The following is an 18,986-nucleotide window of genomic DNA, read 5'->3' on the forward strand; positions in this document are numbered from 1 at the left end:
ACGTCAGGATGACGGGGGGACCGACAATTAACGTCCAACGCGATACGACGCCCGCTTCCCCTTCGCCCTCCGACCTCCTACATCGCGCATCCCATGGCACGCCCCAAACCCCCGACCTTCGAAAAGACCAAGATCGTCGCCGAGAACCGGCGCGCGCGGTACGACTATTATATCGAGCAGGTGTTCGAGGCGGGGATCGCGCTGACCGGCACCGAGGTGAAGGCACTGCGCGGGGGCGAAGGCTCGATCGCGGAGGCCTATGCCGAGGTGAAGGGCAGCACGGTCCAGCTCGTCAATTCGAACATCCCCGAATTCAGCCACGGCAACCGTTTCAACCATGAGCCCAAGCGGCCGCGCAAGCTGCTGCTGCACGAGCGCGAGATCAACAAGATGTTCGGTGCGGTCGCGCGCCAGGGCATGACGCTCGTGCCGCTGATGATCTATTTCAATTCCAAGGGCCGCGCGAAGGTCGAGCTCGCCCTCGCCAAGGGCAAGCAGAACCACGACAAGCGCGATTCGGTGAAGGAACAGGACTGGAAGCGCGAGCAGGGCCGGATCATGCGGGATCGTGGATAAGCCGTGACCAGGGCGCCGGTCGGTCTCTTCGGGCGCCTCGCGGCGTGGTCGCATCGCAATCTGCCGACCCGCGATTCGATGGAGCGCAACCGCCTGTTGCGCCCCGTCGCGCACCGCGTGCTCGCGCCCGAACTGTGGCGCTTCACCCGGCGCTCGGTGCCGCGCGGCGTCGCGCTCGGCATGGTCGCGGGGATCCTCGTGCCGGTCGCGCAGACCCCCGTCGCCGCGTTGTTCGCGCTGCCGTTCCGCGCCAATGTGCCGACCGCCGCGCTGACCACCTTCATCACCAATCCGCTGACGACCCCGCCGCTCTGGATCGCCGCCTACTGGATCGGGTCGTGGATGCTGCGGATCGACGCGCATGTCCCCGGCCAGCCGGTCGCCGAAGCCGCCGCGCAGGCCGACTGGATCCCCTGGCTGATGCAGGCGGGGCCCGCCACCGCGCTCGGCCTCCTTGCCATCACGATCGTCGCCTCGATCGGCGGCTATGCGCTCAGCGCGCTCGGCTGGCGGCTGTGGATTGCCCGCAAGTGGCGGCACCGCCACGATAATCGCGGATCGTAACAATCGTCACTATCTGTCGCCCGACGAATTGACGGAGCGTCTTATCGGCGTAGAACACACCGCATCCTGAAGTTCTTCCCCGAGGGTCCTTGATGCGTACGTCGATTGTCACCGCCATTCTGCTCGCCTCCGCCGCAACGGTCTCGGCCCAGACCAGTCAGACCCCGGCCCGACCGCCCGCGCCGTCGCCCGCACTCGCAGGCGCGGCCAGCGGTCCCGTGGCGCCGAAGAATGCGAACAAGCCGCAGATCGGCGATTTCGGCTTCGACATGGCCGGGCGCGATACCGCGGTGAAGCCCGGCACCGACTTTTTCGACTATGCCAATGGCGGCTGGGAGAAGGCGACGCCGATCCCCGCCGATCGCTCGTCCTACGGCATGTTCCACGTCCTCCAGGACCTGTCGCTCGAGCGCACCCGGACGATCCTCGACGCGGCGACCGCAAAGCCCGGCGACAAGGTCGGTGACTTCTACGCGAGCTTCATGGATGAGGCGGCGGTCAACGCGAAGGGTGCGGGGCCGGTAAAGCCGATGCTCGCCGCGCTCAAGACGACCACCGACAAGACCGCGCTCGTCACCCAGATTGCGAAGCTGCAGCGCCAGGGGGTCGGCGGGCTCGTCGGCGTCGGCGTCCAGCAGGACGACAAGGACCCGACCACCTATGTCGTCGGCTTCGGCCAGAGCGGCCTCGGGCTGCCCGATCGCGACTATTATCTGAAGGACGATGCCAAGCTCGCCGCGGTCCGCACCGCCTATCAGGCGTATCTCGCGCAGATGCTGACGCTCGTGGGCGAGCCCAACGCGGCCGCGCGCGCCGCGGCGGTCTTCGCGATGGAGAAGGGCCTCGCCACCGCGCACTGGACGCGGATCGAGAGCCGCGACGCGGACAAGACCTACAATAAATGGACCGCCGCCGACTTCGCGGCCAAGGCGCCCGGTTTCCCCTGGGCCCAGTACATGACCGCGATGGGCGTCACCGGCCGTCCCTTCTACCTCGTCGCACAGCCGAGCGCGCTGACCGGCGAGGCCAAGGCCTTTGCCGAAACGCCGGTGAACGTCCTTCAGGACTATGCGATGCTCAAGGTGCTGCGCGCCTATGCGCCCTATCTCTCGAGCGATTTCGACAAGGCCAATTTCGGCTTCTACGGCACCACCCTGTCGGGCACGCCCGAGCAGCAGGTCCGCTGGAAGCGCGGCGTCTCGACCGTGTCGAGCGCAATGGGCGAGGCGATCGGCGAGCAGTATGTCGCCAGATATTTCCCGCCGGAATCGAAGGCGGCCGCCGACCAGCTCGTCAAGAACGTCATCGCAGCGATGGGCGACCGGTTGCGCAACCTCGCCTGGATGGCGCCCGAGACCAAGACCAAGGCACTCGCCAAGCTCGCCGCCTTCACCCCCAAGATCGGCTATCCTGATAAATGGCGCGACTATTCCGCGCTCCAGGTTCAGCGCGGCGATCTCGTCGGTAACGTCGCGCGCGCCAACGCGTTCGACTATGATCGCGACCTGAAGAAGCTCGGCCAGCCGATCGATCGCGGCGAATGGTTCATGACGCCGATGACGATCAACGCCTATGCCAATCCGACGATGAACGAGGTCGTCTTCCCCGCCGCGATCCTCCAGCCGCCCTTCTTCGATCCGAAGGCGGACCCGGCGATCAACTATGGCGGCATCGGCGCGGTGATCGGTCACGAGATCAGCCATCATTTCGACGATCAGGGCCGCAAATACGACGCCAGCGGCAAGCTCACCGACTGGTGGACGCCGCAGGATGTCGCGCGCTTCAAGGTCTTCACCGATGCGCTGGTCAAGCAGTACGACGCCTATGAGCCCTTGCCCGGGCTGCACGTCCAGGGCGGCCTGACGCTCGGCGAGAACATCGCCGATCTCGCCGGCCTGACCGTCGCCTATGACGCCTATCACCGCTCGCTCGGCGGCAAGCCCGCGCCGGTGATCGACGGCACCACCGGCGACCAGCGCTTCTATTATGGCTGGGCCGGCGTCTGGCGCAGCAAGTTCCGCGAACCCGCACTGCGCCAGACCTTGCTGTCTGATCCGCACTCGCCGGGTCACCAGCGCGTCCTCACCGTCCGCAATCTCGACCCCTGGTACGCGGCGTTCGGCGTGAAGCCCGGCGAGGCCAGCTACCTCGCCCCGGCGGCCCGCGTCCGCATCTGGTAATCCGCTCCCGCCGACCGCCCCAGATACACCCCACCCCGGCGAAGGCCGGGGCCCAGTTGGGGGACAGACGTAACGGCGGACTATCCCTCGTTACCAACACCGTCCCGTCCGTATCTCGCAACCTGTCTCAGCCAACCGCCCGAATTATCCACCCCCCCCGGCGAAGGCCGGGGCCCAGTTGGGGGGACAGACGTAATCGCCGACTGTCCATCGTTACCGAAACCTCTCCAACTGGACCCCGGCCTTCGCCGGGGAGGTCGTGTCGGGGAGGTCGGGTCGGTGGTATGTGCCAACGAAATTCCAGGAGTCCCCCATGAAGACCTACATCGCCGCCGGCCTGCTCGCCGCCACCGCGATCACCGGCGTCACCGCCGCCATCTCGCAGACCGCCGAACCAACCGCCGCGCCCGCCGCGCCGGCCGCGACCGGCGCGCAATATGGCAGCTTCGGCTTCGACGAGAAGGGCATGGACAAGAGCGTCCAGCCCGGTGACGATTTCTACGCCTTCGCCAATGGCAACTGGGCGAAGACCACCCCGATCCCCGCGGACAAGTCCAATTACGGCGCGTTCAACTTCCTCTCCGACCTGTCCGAGACGCGCACCCGCGGCATCCTCGACACCGCGGCCAAGGACTCGAACTCGAAGATCGGCCGTGCCTATGCGACCTTCCTCGACACCGGCACGATCGAGGCCAAGGGGCTGGCGCCGATCCGGCCCTGGCTCGCGAAGATCGCCGCGCTGAAGGACCGGGCGGGTTATCCCGCTTTGCTCGCCGAGGCGGATCGCGCCGGGATCGGCGGCCCGTTCGGCAGCGGCGTCGGGCAGGACGACAAGATTCCTGAGCAGTACGCGCTGTCGCTCGGCCAGTCGGGGCTCGGCCTGCCCGACCGCGACTATTATCTCAGCACCGACGCCAAGCTGGTCGAGGCGCGCACCGCCTATCGCGCGCACATCGCGAAGATGCTGACGCTCGCCGGCGAACCCGATGCCGAGGCGCGCGCCACCGCGTTGCTGGCGTTCGAGACCGAGATCGCCCGGGTCAGCTGGACCCGAGTCGACAGCCGCGACGCGACCAAGACCTATAACAAGATGACCGTCGCCGATCTCGCCAAGCGCGCGCCCGGCTTCGACTTCGCCGGCTATTTCAAGGCGACCGGCACGCCCGTACCGACCGTCATCGTCGCACAGCCCTCGGCGATCACCGGCATTGCAAAACTCGTCGCGACCGCGCCGATCGGCGTGCTCAAGGACCAGCTGATCCTGCGTTCGCTCGACGGCTATGCGGACGTGCTGCCAAAGGCGTTCGACGCCGAACAGTTCGCCTTCTACGGCACCGTGCTCGGCGGCACCCCCGAGCAGGAGGCCCGCTGGAAGCGCGGTGTCCAGTTCACCAGCGGTGCGCTCGGCGACGAGGTCAGCAAGCTCTATGTCGCGCAGTATTTCCCGCCCGAGACCAAGGCGGCAGCGGACGTGCTGGTGAAGAACGTGCTCGCCGCGATGGGCCGCCGGATCGACAAGCTCGACTGGATGGCGCCCGAAACCAAGCAGAAGGCGCATGCCAAGCTCGCCGCCTTCACCCCCAAGATCGGCTATCCCAGCCAGTGGAAGGACCTGTCCGCGCTGACGATCACGTCCGGCGACGCGTTCGGCAACGAATGGCGCGCCAATGAATGGCAGCATCAGGACAATATCGCCAAGCTCGGCAAGCCCCTGCAGCGCTGGGAATGGGGCATGACGCCGATGACGGTCAACGCCTATGCCAATTTCGGCATGGTCGAGATCGTCTTCCCCGCAGCCATCCTCCAGCCGCCCTTCTTCGACCCCAAGGCCGATGACGCGGTCAACTATGGCGGCATCGGCGCGGTGATCGGGCACGAGCTCAGCCATCATTTCGACGACCAGGGTTCGAAATACGATGCCAAGGGCCAGCTCACCGACTGGTGGACGCCCAAGGACATCGCCGGGTTCAACGCACTCACCGGCAAGCTCGGCGCGCAATATGACGCCTATGAGCCATTGCCCGGCATGCACGTGAAGGGCCAGCTGACGATGGGCGAGAACATCGCCGATCTCGCCGGGCTCACGGTCGCCTATGACGCCTATCACACCGCGCTTGGCGGCAAGGCGGCGCCCGTGCTCGACGGCTTCACCGGCGACCAGCGCTTCTATCTGGGCTGGGCGCAGGTCTGGCGCCGCAACTACCGCGAGGCGAACCTGCGGCAGCGGCTGCTGACCGATCCGCATTCGCCGTCGCAGCAGCGCGCCTCGGTCGTCCGCAATCTCGACCCCTGGTACGCCGCCTATCAGCCCAAGCCGACGCAGCGTCTGTATCTCGCCCCCGAACAGCGCGTACGCATCTGGTGACCGGCCGCGTCCCCGACCGGGAAACCGGGCGGGGACATGATGCTTGACCCCAAACCCCCGAACAGCGGAAGAGGCATCGCATGGTTTCGCTTCCGCCCCAGACCGGCCTCGGGCCGAACCGCCGCGCCGCCCTCGTCGCGGCGGTGACGGGGATCGCCGCGTCGGGGCTGGTGCTCGGCATGATCGGCGACATCGTCGTCGCGGCGGCCTTTCTCGCTGCGGCGATCATCGTCATCGGCGCGGTGATCGTCTGGCGCGTGCTCGCGCGCGCCGGCAGCGCCGAACTGCGCACGATCGACTGGGACTTCACGCGCGCCGTCGCGCAGGCGAGCGGCGATGCGATCGCGGTGACCGATCGCGCGGGCCGGCTGGTCTGCGCGAACGATGCCTATGACGCGGTGTTCAGCGGCTTTCCGACCCCGCCGGGGCTGCCGCTCGACGCGAGTGGGGTCGTATTGCTGGCTGAGGCCGGACGCACCGCCTGGCGCGACGGTCACGCGCAGGCGGAGCGGCTGGTCGCCAACGGGCTGCGCATCTCGGCATCGATCACCCGCGCCGGCGACGAGGCGGACATGCTCGTCTGGCGGTTCGTCACCGCGCCCGACTATGACCTCGCACAGACCGCCGAACGGCTGATCGACGGGCCGACCGGCGACCGGCTCGGCGGCAGCGGGATCATGGCGGCGTTGCTCAGCGCCGACGGCCGCGTCCGCGCGACCAACCGCGTGCTCCGCGTCCGCGCGATCGGCGACGAGCATGAGGCGATTGAAGGCCGCGACTTTGCGCGCTTCCTGATCACCGACAATCGCGGCCTCGTCCGCTTCGCGCGCGAGGGCAACGCGGGGACGCCGCTGCGCGTGGTGCAGGTGCCGTTTGTCGAGGGCGACGACGCCCCCGTCCTCGTCATCCTGCTCGACGACGAGGAGGATGCGCCCGCGATCGGTGCGTCCGCCTCCGCGCATGTCCGCAGCCTCGTCAGCCTGATGCCGTTCAGCATGGCGCTGGTCGATCGCGAGGGCCGCTTCATCCAGATGAACGATTCGTTCCTGCGCGCCGCCGGGGTCGTCGGCGCCGCGCCGCCGCTTTACCCCGGCGATCTCGTCGTGCGCGAGGACAAGACCGCGGTCGCCGACGCGATCCGCCGGTTCGCGGGCGGGCAGACGCATTCGACCGACATGGCGGTCCGGCTGAAGGATCATCCCGACGAGCCGGTCGCGCTGACCATCGCCGGCGCGCGCGGGCTCGGCGATGCCGCCGTCCTGCTCAGCCTCAAGGACAATAGCGAGGAATCGCGACTGAAGCGCGAGGTGGCGCAGGCGACCAAGATGCAGGCTGTCGGCCAGCTCGCCGGCGGCGTCGCGCATGATTTCAACAACATCCTGACCGCGATCATCGGCCACTGCGACCTGATGCTGATGCGCCATTCGCCCGGCGACAGCGATTATGACGACATCCAGCAGATCCGCACCAACTCGAACCGCGCCGCCGGGCTGACCCGCCAGCTGCTCGCCTTCAGCCGCCAGCAGACGCTGCGCCCGCAGATCCTGCAGCTGCCCGACGTCGTGTCCGAGGTCTCCAACCTGCTCAAGCGACTGATGGGCGAGACCGTCCGGCTCGACATGATGCACGGCCGCAACCTGGGGCCGGTCCGCGCCGATCCGGGGCAGCTCGAACAGGTCGTCGTCAACCTCGCGGTCAACGCCCGCGACGCGATCCTGTCCGCCAACCCGCGCGGCGGCGGCACGCTGACCATCACCACGCGCTCCGTCTCGGCGACCGAGGTGCGGCAGATGGCCTCCGACATCCTGCCCGTCGAGGACTATACCGCGCTGATCGTCCAGGACACCGGCACCGGGATCCCGCCCGAGGTCCTGCCGAAGATCTTTGAGCCGTTCTTCACGACCAAGGAATTCGGCAAGGGCACCGGGCTCGGCCTCTCGACCGTCTATGGAATCGTCAAGCAGTCGGGCGGCTATATCTTCGCCGAATCGCAGCCGGGGCAGGGGGCGACCTTCACCATCTTCCTCCCCGTCCATGCCGCCCCCGCCGCGCCCCGGCTCACCGCGCCCAAGCCCGCGGCCAAGCCCGCCGACCTGTGGGGCACGGGGACGATCCTGCTCGTCGAGGACGAGGACATGGTCCGCGCGGTCGCTGAACGCGCGCTCACCCGCCAGGGATATAGCGTGCTGACCGCGGAGAATGGCGAGGTCGCGCTCGAGATCATGGCGAAGAACGGCCGCCCCGATCTGTTGATCACCGACGTGGTGATGCCGACCATGGACGGCCCGACGATGGTCCGGCACGCGCGGGAGAAATATCCGGACCTGCCGATCGTCTTCATGTCGGGCTATGCCGAGGAACAGCTGCGCAAGTCGATCGACCTCGACAATGTCGAGTTTCTTCCCAAGCCTTTCTCGGTTCAGCAGCTTGCCGAAGCCGCGCGCGACGTTCTTGCGGCACGTTAAGCAACAAGATGTTGGCGCTCGGCGAAATTGCCGCCTAAGGTACAAAATATGAACGTGCCACAGCAGATCCTCATCGTAGAGGATGAACCGTTGATCGCCATGATGCTCGAGGATTTTCTCGAGGTGCTGGACAAGGGCGTCGCAGGGTCCGTCGACACCGTCGCCGATGCCCTGCACCGCATCTCGGCCGGGGGTGTCGACGCCGCGATCCTCGACGTCAACCTGCGTGGCGGTGAGAAGAGCACTCCGATCGCCGAACGGCTTGCGGAGGGCGGAATTCCCTTCGTGTTCGCGACCGGCGGTGGTGATGACGGCCTCGATCCCCGCTTCCGCGACCGGCCTCGCCTGCAGAAGCCGTTCACGATGGACGGCGTCGCCAAGGCGCTCGAAAGCCTCTGACGGTCCGCCGCGCGGGCTCTGCGGTCCTCGTCGGACCGCGGCCGCGGCGGATAAAACTGCAAATCCATACGCAACTGTCTTGCGTAAAGGCCCCGTCTCGCGACATAGGCGGTCGCCATGACCCGTATATTCGATAAATCGCGCCTGCCGAGCCGGCATGTCTCCGTCGGTCCAGAGCGTGCGCCGCACCGCAGCTATTACTACGCGATGGGTATCCCCGAAGAGGATATCGCGCGTCCGTTCGTCGCGCTTGCGTCCGCCGGCAACAACTCGGCCCCCTGCAACACCACGCTCGACGCGCAAGCCGATGCCGCGCAGACCGGCGTCATCCAGGGCGGCGGGATGCCGCGCCGCTTCAATACGATCACCGTCACCGACGGCATCGCGATGGGGCATCAGGGGATGAAGGCGAGCCTCGTCAGCCGCGAAGTCATCGCTGACTCGGTCGAACTCTCGGTCCGCGGCCATTGCTACGACGCGCTGGTCGGCTTTGCCGGCTGCGACAAGTCGCTGCCCGGCATGATGATGGCGATGCTCCGCCTCAACATCCCCTCGGTGTTCGTCTATGGCGGCTCGATCCTGCCCGGCCGCTATCAGGAGCGCGACGTCACCGTCGTCGACGTGTTCGAGATCGTCGGCAAATATGCCGCCGGCGCCTGCCCGCTGTCGGAGGTGCATGCGCTCGAGAAGGTCGCGTGCCCGGGTCACGGCGCATGCGGTGGGCAATATACCGCCAACACCATGGCCTGCGTCGCGGAAGCGATCGGATTGTCCATTCCGAACAGCAACATGGTGCCAGCTCCTTACACGACGCGTGAACAGATCGCGGTGGCCGCCGGCGCGCAGGTCATGGAGTGCCTGGCCGACAATATCCGTCCACGCGACATCTGCACGCGCGAGGCCTTCATCAACGCCGCGCGAGTCGTCGCCGCGACCGGCGGCTCGACCAATGCCGCGCTGCATCTGCCCGCGATGGCTTCGGAAGCGGGGATCGACTTCGACCTGTTCGACGTCGCGGAGATCTTCAAGACAACGCCGTACATCGCCGACCTCAAACCCGGTGGTAAGTATGTTGCCAAGGACATGTACGAGGCGGGCGGTGTGTACATGCTGATGAAGACGATGCTCAGCGGCGGGTTCCTCGACGGCAGCTGCATGACCGTCACCGGCAAGACCCTGGCCGAGAATATCGACCAGGTGACGTGGAACCCCGACCAGAAGGTCATCTACGACATCAGTACCCCGCTGACCCCGACGGGTGGCGTCGTCGGCCTCCGCGGCAGCCTCGCCCCCGATGGCGCGATCGTGAAGGTCGCGGGCATGCACCGGCTCCAGTTCAGCGGCCCGGCGCGCGTGTTCGACTGCGAGGAGGACACCTTCGCCGCGGTCGAGGCGCGCGCGATCAACGAGGGCGAGGTCATCGTCATCCGCTACGAAGGTCCCAAGGGCGGCCCGGGCATGCGCGAGATGCTCTCGACCACCGCCGCGCTCTATGGCCTCGGCATGGGCGAGAGCGTCGCGCTGATCACCGACGGCCGTTTCTCGGGCGGCACGCGCGGCTTCTGCATCGGCCATGTCGGTCCCGAGGCGGCCGATGGCGGCCCCATCGCGCTCGTCGAGGATGGCGACATCATCCATATCGATGCCGAGGCGGGGACGATCGATCTCGATGTTCCCGAGGACGTGATGGCGGCACGCCGCGCGGTCTGGGTCCCGCGCAAGACCGATTACGGCTCGGGCGCGCTGTGGCGCTATGCGAAGACCGTCGGTCCGGCGTACAAGGGCGCGGTCACGCACCCGGGAGCCGCAGCCGAAACGCATGTCTACGCGGATATCTAAACGATCGCAGTATCTTGTCTGGCTTGTCTCACTCCCGCTGGCAGCCTGCGGGAGCGGCAAGCCCGACGCCCGTGACACGGCGTCGCGCCGCGAGGACGCTTCCGTCATGCATGTCCCGTGCGCCAAGGGGGCCGCGGCCCTGGTCCCCGACTGCACGATCGAGCAGGCGCGCGGTCCCGATGGCGTGATCCTGACCCTCCGCCACGCCGATGGCGGCTTTCGCCGGCTGCGCGTCTCGCCTGACGGCCGCGGCGTGGTCGCCGCCGACGGGGCGGAGCGGGCGCGCGTCACGGCATCTGCGCCCGGCAGCATCGACGTCGCATTGGGCACCGACCGCTACCGCCTCCCGGCGACGGTCCAGCCGGCCGCGAACGGCTCATGATCCGGATCGAGGGCCAGCCCGTCCTGACCGCCGCCGAGATGCGCGCGGCCGAGGATGCGGTGATCGCAACCGGTGTCACAGTCGATACGCTGATGGACCGCGCGGGCACCGCGATCGCGCACGCGGTCCGCCGCCTGGCGGGATCGAACGCCATCCTGATCCTCTGCGGTCCCGGCAACAATGGCGGCGACGGCTATGTCGCCGCGCGCGTGCTCGCCGAACTGGGCGCAACCGTCCGCGTCGCCGCGCTGTCCCAACCCCGCACCGACGCTGCCAGGGCGGCAAGGGCAGGGTGGCCCGGCCCCGTCGAATCTCTCGCTGACGCGAAGCCCGCCCCCGTCCTCGTCGACGCCCTCTTCGGCACCGGCCTGACCCGACCCTTGAATGGTACCTCTCCCCAAACCTCAAACACCCCCCCGGCGAAGGCCGGGGCCCAGTTGGGCACCGCTATCGACGACCCCCACGGTTCACCCAACTGGACCCCGGCCTCCGCCGGGGGGGTATCTGTGGTGGAGAGACTCCAAACCCTAACCAAAACCGCCACCCTCGCCATAGCCATAGACCTCCCCAGCGGCCTCGCCACCGACTCCGGCCATGCGCTCACCACACCCCCGGTCTTCAACCTCACGCTAGCCCTCGGCGCACTCAAACCCGCGCACCTCCTCCAGCCCGCCGCCCGCTATTGCGGCGAGATCCGCCTCCTCGACATCGGTGTCCCCGTCACCAGCCGGACCGAAGTGCTCAAAAGCCCGCAGCTCGCACCCCCCGGACCCGACGCGCACAAATACACCCGCGGCATGGTCGCGGTCATCGCCGGCACGATGGCGGGCGCGGCCGATCTCGCCGCGCTCGCCGCGATGCGCGCAGGCGCGGGCTATGTGACGCTGCTCGGCGACAGCGCGGGCCCACCGCACGCGCTCGTCCGCGCGGCATTCTCCGACCACGCGCTCGCCAACGACCGGATCGGCGCGCTCGTCATCGGTCCAGGCCTCGGCCGTGACGCCACCGCCCGCGTCCGACTCGACGCCGCGCTCGCCGCCGGCCACCCGCTCGTCCTCGACGGCGACGCGCTCCGCCTGCTCGGTCCCGACCGGATCCGCGCGCTCACCGTCCCGGTCATCCTCACCCCGCACGCCGGCGAGTTCGACGCGCTCTTCGGTCGATCGGACGACGACAAGATCACCCGCGCCCGCGACGCCGCCGCCCGCACCGGGGCGGTCGTCGTCTTCAAGGGCGCGGACACCGTCATCGCCGCGCCCGACGGCCGCACCCGGCTCGCCCCCGGTGCGAGCGACTGGCTCTCGACCGCGGGCACCGGCGACGTCCTCGCCGGCGCGATCGGCGCGATGCTCGCCGCAGGGCTCGATCCGCTCGCCGCCGCCGCCGCGGGTGTGTGGCTTCACGGCGAGGCCGCGCGTCGATCCGGGCCGGCATTTATCGCCGATGACTTGGCGGATGCGCTCCGGTCGGCCAGAGCGTCCTTATGACCAGTGACCCAACGACCGACACCATCGTCCGCGTCGCCGCGCGCGGCGACGGCATCACCGCCGATGGCCGCCACGCCGCCTTCACCGCGCCCGGCGACACGCTCGCGGCCGACGGCAGCGTGACCCACGGCCCGCACCACCAGACGCCGCCCTGCGTCCATTTCCCGACCTGTGGCGGCTGCCAGCTCCAGCATCTCGACGACGAAAGCTACAGCGCCTTCGTCACCGACCGGATCGCCTCCGCGCTCGACGGGCAGGGCCTGTCCGCGCCGATCCGCACCCCGCATATCTCGCCGGTCCGCAGCCGCCGCCGCGCGACGCTGCATGCCGAGGCGAAGGGCGGCAGGATCACGCTCGGCTTCACCGCCGAGAAGGCGCATCTGATCGTTGACATCAAGGAATGCTGGATCCTCGATCCGCGCCTGTTCGCGCTCGTCCAGCCGCTGCGCACCCTGCTCAAGCGCCTCAACTTCCGCCGCCGCGCCGACATCCACCTGACGCTCGCGGACCAGGGCGCCGACATCCTCATCACCGGTTTCGCGCCCGAAGGCCTCCCCGCCGCCGAAGCGCTCACCCGGTTCTGCGAGGAGCACGGCATCGCCCGCGTCGCGTTCGACGACGGTCTGGGGCCGGAGACGCGCTGGGAGCCCGATGCGGTGACGATCACGCTGGGCGGCGTCCCCGTGCCGCTGCCGCCCGCCTCGTTCCTCCAGGCGACGCCCGATGGCGAGGCCGCGCTCACCGCCGCGGTGCTCGAGGCGATCGGCACGCCCGCCACCGTCGCCGACCTGTTCGCCGGGCTCGGCACCTTCACGCTCGCGATCCCGGCGAAAGTTTATGCCGCGGAGGGCGCGCGCGACGCGCTGACCGCGCTCAAGGCCGCCGCGCACCGCCTGCAACGCCCGGTCTTCCCCGAGCACCGCGACCTCTACCGCCGCCCGCTGACGGTGGCCGAGCTCGACCGGTTCGACGCGGTGGTGATCGATCCGCCCCGCTCGGGCGCACGCGAACAGGCCGGCGCGCTCGCCGCGTCCAAGACCCCGGTGATCGTCTACGTCTCGTGCAACCCGGCGAGCTTCGCGCGCGATGCCAAGGAGCTGTGCGACGCCGGCTGGCGGATCGACTGGATCCAGCCGGTCGGCCAGTTCCTCTGGTCGACGCATGTCGAACTCGCTGCGAAGTTCGTCCGATAAGATATTAATTTCTCAGGGATAATCCGCGGTCACGAAGAACAACCCATCGGGCGGTGCATTCAGCCCCAGCATCGCCCGATCCTTCGCCGCCAGCGCCTCCGCGACATCGCCGACCGCCCAGCGCCCCATGCCGACCAGCGCCAGGCACCCGACCATCGACCGCACCTGGTGATGCAGGAACGACCGCGCCGCCGCGTAGACGAAAAGCCGCTCGCCCTCGCGCACCACATCCAGCCGGTCCAAAGTCCGCACCGGACTGTCCGCCTGGCAATGCGCCGACCGGAACGTCGTGAAGTCATGCCGCCCCACCAGCGCGCGCGCCGCCTCCGCCATCGCGTCGGCTTCGAGCGGCTGCGGCACCTGCCACGCCAGCCCCGCCTCGAAGCTCAGCGGCGCACGCCGGTTGACGATCCGATACTCGTACGACCGCCCGATACACGAGAACCGCGCATGCCAGTCGTCGGGCACCACCTCGCACGCCAGAACCGACACCGGCGCCGGTTTGACCAGCGCGTTCAGCCCCTCCATCAAGCGGAACGCCGCGACCGGCTTCTCGATATCGACATGCGCGCGCATCGCGATCCCGTGCACCCCCGCATCGGTCCGCCCCGCCGCCTGCACCGACACGGTCTCGCCGGTCATCTTGAGCACCGCCGCCTCGAGCGCGGCTTGCACGCTCGGCCCATGCTTCTGCCGCTGCCAGCCCATGAACGGCCGGCCGTCAAACTCCACCGTCAGCGCGAACCGCGTCAAAGCTGGGTCCCCGAGGGAATCGCAAACCCGCGCAGCAGCTCCTCGGCCGACGTCACGCCGCGCCCGGCCCGCTGTACCAACGTCGGCCGGATCGCGCCGTCGCCGCACCCGATCGTCAGCTCGGCGTTCACCGTCAGCCCCTCGCACCCGAGAAAGCTGAACGGCAACACGTCCGCCGCGAGCACCTTCACGCGCTCGCCGGCGACCTCGAACCACGCGCCGGGCGCCGGATTCATAGCGCGCACCAGCCGCTCGACCTCGACCGCCGACCGCTCGAAATCGATCCGCGCCTCCGCCTTGTCGATCTTGGCCGCATAGGTGACGCCCTCTTCGGGCTGCCGCCGGGCAGGGTAGGCGTCGAGATCGCCCAGCACCTCGACCATCAACCGCGCGCCCATCACCGACAGTTCGGTGGTCAATTCGCCCGCGGTCTTGCCCGCGACCGGCGTCCGCCCCTCGAGCCTGACGGGCCCGGTATCGAGCCCGGCCTCCATCTGCATGATCCCGACCCCGGTCTCCGCATCGCCCGCGAGGATCGCGCGCTGCACCGGCGCCGCCCCGCGCCACCGCGGTAACAGCGAGCCGTGGACGTTGAGGCACCCGAGCCGCGGCGCATCGAGCACCGCACGCGGCAGGATCAGGCCATAGGCGGCCACGACCGCCACATCAGCGTCGAGCGCCGCAAACGCTTCCCGCGCCTCCAGCCCCTCGGGCAGCGACGCCTTGAATGACACCGGCGTCCGAACCTCGATGCCCAGCGCCTCCGCCCGGACCTGGACCGGCGACGGCACCAGTTCGCGTCCGCGACGCCCGCCCGGTCGTGCCGGCTGGCAATAGGCCGCCACCAGTTCATGCCCCGCCGTGACGAGGGCCTCCAGCACCGGCACCGCGAAGTCCGGCGTTCCCATGAAGATGATCCGCATGCCCCTCTCGAACACGCTGGCGGGGAGCGACGCAACCCCCTATCTGGTTGCGATGGCATCCCCCGAGATCGAGGCGCTGACGCAGGCGCTGGCCCGGCTCCCCGGCCTCGGCCCCCGGTCCGCACGCCGCGCCGTGCTGCATCTGCTCAAGAAGCGCGACGCCGCGCTGGGGCCGCTGCGTGAGGCGCTGACCGCGGTCGACGAGCGGCTGGAGAATTGCAGCGTCTGCGGCAATGTCGACACCACCAACCCGTGCGCGATCTGCGCCGACCCGCGCCGCGACCAGCGCTCGCTCTGCGTCGTCGAGGAGGTCGCCGATCTCTGGGCGCTCGATCGCTCGCGGCTGTTCCCCGGTCGCTTTCATGTCCTTGGCGGTCGCCTGTCCGCGCTCGAAGGGATCCGTCCCGAGGATCTCAGCATCGACAATCTCGTCCGCCGGATCGAGGCGGGGGGGATCGACGAGGTCGTGCTCGCGATGAACGCGACGCTCGAAGGCCAGACCACCGCGCATTACATCGCCGAACGGATCGAACGCTTCCCCGTCCGCGTCACGCAACTCGCGCACGGCCTGCCGGTGGGTGGCGAGCTCGACTATCTCGACGAGGGCACGCTCGCCCAGGCGCTGCGCGCGCGTCGCCCGATGGCCTGATCGTCGCGGCCTAACCCAAATGCTTGACGGCTCAACCCGCGGAACCTAGCTGCGCAGCATGACCGTCATGACCGTTCTCGAAGTCCCCGATCCCCGCCTGCGCCTCGTCGCGGAGCCGGTGGCGTCGGTGGACGATTCCACCCGTACGCTCGTCGCCGACATGATCGAGACGATGTACGACTTCAACGGCATCGGCCTCGCCGCGACTCAGGTCGGCGTGCAGCAGCGCGTCCTCGTCATCGACCTTCAGGAAGAGAAGGACGAAGAGGACAAGCCGATCAGGAATCCCAAGGCCTATATCAACGCCGAGATCCTTTCGGTGAGCGAAGAGATGTCGACCTATAACGAGGGCTGCCTCTCGATCCCCGAGCAATATGCCGAGGTCGTCCGCCCCGCGCGCTGCCGCGTGAAGTGGCTCGACGAGACCGGCGCGGCGCATGAGGAAGAGCTCGACGGCCTGCTCTCGACCTGCATGCAGCACGAGATCGACCATCTCGACGGCGTCCTCTTCATCGACCACATCAGCCGCCTCAAGCGCGACATGGTCCTCAAGAAGCTCGCCAAGGCCCGCAAGCTCGGCTGACCCGGCGCCGGTCGTTACCTCGACCGGCCAACCCGGACCAGTTCCCCGGCGAAGGCCGGGGCCCAGCTGGCACGTCCCCGGCGATAACTCACTACCGCCCGCAAATCCTAACCCTGCTACAGTAGCGACCAAGGGCAACGCCCGAAGGTAGGAAAATCCCTCTGTCCCACCCACGTCGTTCGTGCTATGTTCCAACGATGACTTTCCAGACCGTGTCCCCCCAGCCGCCCGCGCCCAAACCCTGCCTAGCCGGGCGCCTCGCCGGAAATTGTACGGATCTCGGCGCAAAACACGCTTATCGTCTCAACATTCGCAACATTGGGACGCTGGCATGACCGAACTCGTGATCGTCGCGCTGCTCGCGGCCGCCGCCGGACTGCTGCTCGGCTGGCTGCTCGCCTCGCGTCGTGCCGGCGCACTCGCCAGCGATCTCGCGGTCGCCAGGACCCGTGCCGCTGACTATGATCTCGTCCGTACCGCGCGCGACGCGGTCGAGCAGGAGCGCAATGCCGCGCTCCAGGATCTCGCCACGCTGCGCGCGCAGAATGCCGAACGCGCCGGGGAGGCGGACCGCCTGCGTACCGATCTCGCGACGATCCGCGCCGACCGCGACGCCGCGCGCACCGAACTCGCCACCGAGCATGCCCGCAGCGAGGCGTTTGAGGCCCGGCTGGTCGAACTCCGCGACGCCAAGGACGTGATGGCCGCGCAGTTCGGTGATGTCGCCAACAAGCTGCTGAGTGACGCGCAGAAGACCTTCCTCGACCGCGCCGACGCCCGCTTCCGCCAGTCCGAGGAATCCGCCGGGCAGAATCTCAAGTCGATGCTGCAGCCCGTCAGCGACCGGCTGCAGCGCTATGAAGAGGGCGTCGCCAAGGTCGAGGCGGAGCGCCGCGACGCGTTCGGCGATCTCAAGGGGCAGATCGAGCAGATGCGGCTCGGCCAGGAAAAGGTCTCGACCGAAGCCGCCAAGCTCGTCAACTCGCTCCGCAATGCGCCCAAGTCGCGCGGTCGCTGGGGCGAGCAGCAGTTGAAGAACGTGCTCGAAACCTGCGGCCTGAGCGAACATACCGACTTCCAGACCGAGGTCAGCGTTGCGGTCGGCGATGCCGATGAGCGCGCCGGCGCCCGGCTGCGCCCCGATGCAATCATCCGCGTCCCCGGCGGCCGCGCACTCGTCATCGATGCCAAGGTCTCGCTCAACGCCTATCAGGATGCGTTCGGCGCGGTCGACGAGGCCGAGCGGCTGGTCGGTCTGGCGGCACACGCCGCGTCGATGCGCGCGCATGTCAACGGGCTCGGCAACAAGGCCTATTGGAGCCAGTTCGCGGACACGCCCGATTATGTGATCATGTTCGTCCCCGGCGAACATTTCCTCTCCGCCGCGCTCGAGCATGATCCGACGCTCTGGGATTTCGCCTTTGAAAAGAGGGTGTTGCTCGCCACTCCTACCAATCTGATTGCGATCGCGCGGACGGTTGCCGCGGTCTGGCGGCAGGAAAAGCTCGCCAACGAGGCGCGCAAGATCGGCGAACTCGGCAAGGAAATGCACGACCGGCTCGCCAAGGTCGCCGACGATCTGCGCAAGGTCGGGGTCGGGCTCAACAGCGCGGTGAAGAACTTCAACGGCTTCACCAACTCGTTCAACGGCCGCCTGATGGTCACCGGCCGCAAGTTCCGCGACCTCAATATCGAGACCGGCGCGCGCGATCTCGAGGACGTGTCGTCGATCGACGCGCTGGCGCTGGGCGAGGGGCCGGCATTGATCGAGAAACCGGAGACTGCGGACGTTTAATCCGTCTTTTCAACGCTGTTGGGCAAGAACCTCATAGGCCATCACCGCGGTGGCGACCGCGGCATTGAGGCTGTCGGCCTTGCCCAGCATCGGGATCTTGACCAGCGTGTCGCAGCCTTCGGCCATCTCCGCCGGCATGCCCTGCGCCTCGTTGCCGGTCAGCAAGAAGGTCGGGGCGCTGTACGTCGCCGCCCGGTAATCGGTCTCGGTGTCGAGGCTCAGCCCGACCAGCTGCCCGGGACCGCTGCGGAGCCAGGCCTCGAATGGCGCCCACTCGGTCTTGACGACCGGAATGGTGAACAGCGCCCCCATGCTCGCCCGCACCGCCTCGACCGAGAACGGATCGACCGACTCGCCGATCAGGATCAGCCCGCCCGCACCGACGGCATCGCCAGTCCGCAGGATCGTGCCGAGATTGCCCGGATCTCGCAGTCGCTCGGCGACCAGCCAGATCCCCGCACTGGTCCGGTCCAGATCCTCGAGTGCCGCGTCGAACTCGTCAAACACGCCGACCACCGCCTGCGGATTGTCCTTGCCCGACAGCTTCGACAGGATATCCGGCGTCGTCTGGATCGATTCGCCACCCGCCTCCTCGACATCCATCGACAGCGCATGGACCAGCGGGTGGTTGGCGCTCGCCGCGGCGTAGAAAAGCGTGCGGGGCAGCCGGCCCGTTTCCCGCGCCTCGGTCAGGATCCGCAACCCCTCGGCAAGGAACTGCCGTGCAGCCTTGCGATGTCGTTTGTCGCGAAGATCACGGACATATTTGATCAACGGGTTCGAGAAGGCGGTAATTTCGCGAGGCATTTATCGGCCCTTCGGCGCGCGGAAAC

16 protein-coding genes are annotated in these 18,986 nt (G+C 68.3%); 13 read left to right on the forward strand and 3 right to left on the reverse strand.

The annotated features are described in order from the left end of the window. The first annotated feature begins 93 nt into the window (after positions 1-93). The 10 genes from smpB (at position 94) to IFT71_RS01460 (ending at position 13,450) form a co-directional block, all read left to right on the forward strand. Positions 94-576: an SsrA-binding protein SmpB gene (gene smpB, locus IFT71_RS01415; protein ID WP_031395420.1), complete on the forward strand. Its 483-nt coding sequence runs from the start codon at positions 94-96 to the stop codon at positions 574-576. A gap of 78 nt (positions 577-654) precedes the next feature. Further along, complete coding sequence (locus IFT71_RS01420) at positions 655-1,140, forward strand: DUF2062 domain-containing protein (protein WP_051916534.1); 486 nt, start codon at positions 655-657, stop codon at positions 1,138-1,140. Positions 1,141-1,232: 92 nt separating this feature from the next. After that, positions 1,233-3,320, forward strand: a complete 2,088-nt coding sequence (locus tag IFT71_RS01425) for a M13 family metallopeptidase (protein WP_192138892.1) — start codon at positions 1,233-1,235, stop codon at positions 3,318-3,320. 313 nt (positions 3,321-3,633) lie between these two features. Beyond that, on the forward strand, positions 3,634-5,685 hold the full coding sequence (locus IFT71_RS01430) for a M13 family metallopeptidase (RefSeq protein ID WP_192138893.1): 2,052 nt from the start codon (positions 3,634-3,636) through the stop codon (positions 5,683-5,685). Between the two features lie 80 nt (positions 5,686-5,765). Then, positions 5,766-8,150, forward strand: a complete 2,385-nt coding sequence (locus IFT71_RS01435) for a hybrid sensor histidine kinase/response regulator (protein ID WP_192138894.1) — start codon at positions 5,766-5,768, stop codon at positions 8,148-8,150. A 48-nt stretch (positions 8,151-8,198) separates the two neighbouring features. Beyond that, on the forward strand, positions 8,199-8,549 hold the full coding sequence (locus tag IFT71_RS01440) for a response regulator (RefSeq protein ID WP_031396103.1): 351 nt from the start codon (positions 8,199-8,201) through the stop codon (positions 8,547-8,549). Between the two features lie 117 nt (positions 8,550-8,666). Then, positions 8,667-10,388 carry a dihydroxy-acid dehydratase gene (gene ilvD, locus IFT71_RS01445; protein WP_192138895.1) on the forward strand — a complete coding sequence of 574 codons (1,722 nt, stop codon included), beginning with the start codon at positions 8,667-8,669 and terminating at the stop codon, positions 10,386-10,388. A 106-nt stretch (positions 10,389-10,494) separates the two neighbouring features. Beyond that, the gene (locus IFT71_RS01450; RefSeq protein WP_192138896.1) at positions 10,495-10,770 is read left to right on the forward strand and encodes a hypothetical protein; all 276 of its coding nucleotides are present in this window, start codon (positions 10,495-10,497) and stop codon (positions 10,768-10,770) included. Next, complete coding sequence (locus IFT71_RS01455; protein ID WP_192138897.1) at positions 10,767-12,257, forward strand: NAD(P)H-hydrate dehydratase; 1,491 nt, start codon at positions 10,767-10,769, stop codon at positions 12,255-12,257. Before IFT71_RS01450 ends, IFT71_RS01455 begins: the two co-directional genes overlap by 4 nt. Continuing rightward, entirely contained in the window at positions 12,254-13,450 is a 1,197-nt protein-coding gene (locus tag IFT71_RS01460) for a class I SAM-dependent RNA methyltransferase (RefSeq protein WP_107045832.1), read from the forward strand. The genes IFT71_RS01455 and IFT71_RS01460 overlap by 4 nt, the downstream gene beginning before the upstream one ends. Before the next feature lie 12 nt (positions 13,451-13,462). Here the strand turns inward: IFT71_RS01460 and truA are convergent, their stop codons facing one another. Continuing rightward, positions 13,463-14,203 (reverse strand): tRNA pseudouridine(38-40) synthase TruA, encoded by a 741-nt coding sequence (gene truA / locus IFT71_RS01465; RefSeq protein WP_192138898.1) that lies wholly within the window; start codon positions 14,201-14,203, stop codon positions 13,463-13,465. Continuing rightward, positions 14,200-15,126, reverse strand: a complete 927-nt coding sequence (fmt, locus tag IFT71_RS01470; protein ID WP_192138899.1) for a methionyl-tRNA formyltransferase — start codon at positions 15,124-15,126, stop codon at positions 14,200-14,202. Before fmt ends, truA begins: the two co-directional genes overlap by 4 nt. Positions 15,127-15,178: 52 nt before the next feature. Here fmt and recR point away from each other — a divergent pair, with 52 nt between their 5' ends. The 3 genes from recR to rmuC all read left to right on the forward strand — a co-directional run bounded on the left by recR (position 15,179) and on the right by rmuC (position 18,153). Then, positions 15,179-15,775: a recombination mediator RecR gene (gene recR / locus IFT71_RS01475; protein WP_031393413.1), complete on the forward strand. Its 597-nt coding sequence runs from the start codon at positions 15,179-15,181 to the stop codon at positions 15,773-15,775. 58 nt (positions 15,776-15,833) lie between these two features. Further along, positions 15,834-16,358: a peptide deformylase gene (gene def, locus IFT71_RS01480; protein WP_031438987.1), complete on the forward strand. Its 525-nt coding sequence runs from the start codon at positions 15,834-15,836 to the stop codon at positions 16,356-16,358. A gap of 331 nt (positions 16,359-16,689) precedes the next feature. Then, positions 16,690-18,153 (forward strand): DNA recombination protein RmuC, encoded by a 1,464-nt coding sequence (gene rmuC, locus IFT71_RS01485; RefSeq protein WP_107933760.1) that lies wholly within the window; start codon positions 16,690-16,692, stop codon positions 18,151-18,153. Positions 18,154-18,162: 9 nt separating this feature from the next. On the opposite strand, the gene IFT71_RS01490 is transcribed toward rmuC, so the two are convergent. Next, entirely contained in the window at positions 18,163-18,960 is a 798-nt protein-coding gene (locus tag IFT71_RS01490; RefSeq protein WP_037528485.1) for a TrmH family RNA methyltransferase, read from the reverse strand. Positions 18,961-18,986: the final 26 nt, after the last annotated feature.

This window comes from Sphingomonas sp. CFBP 13733 (assembly GCF_014841795.1).
GTDB classification, from domain to species: domain Bacteria; phylum Pseudomonadota; class Alphaproteobacteria; order Sphingomonadales; family Sphingomonadaceae; genus Sphingomonas; species Sphingomonas aerolata.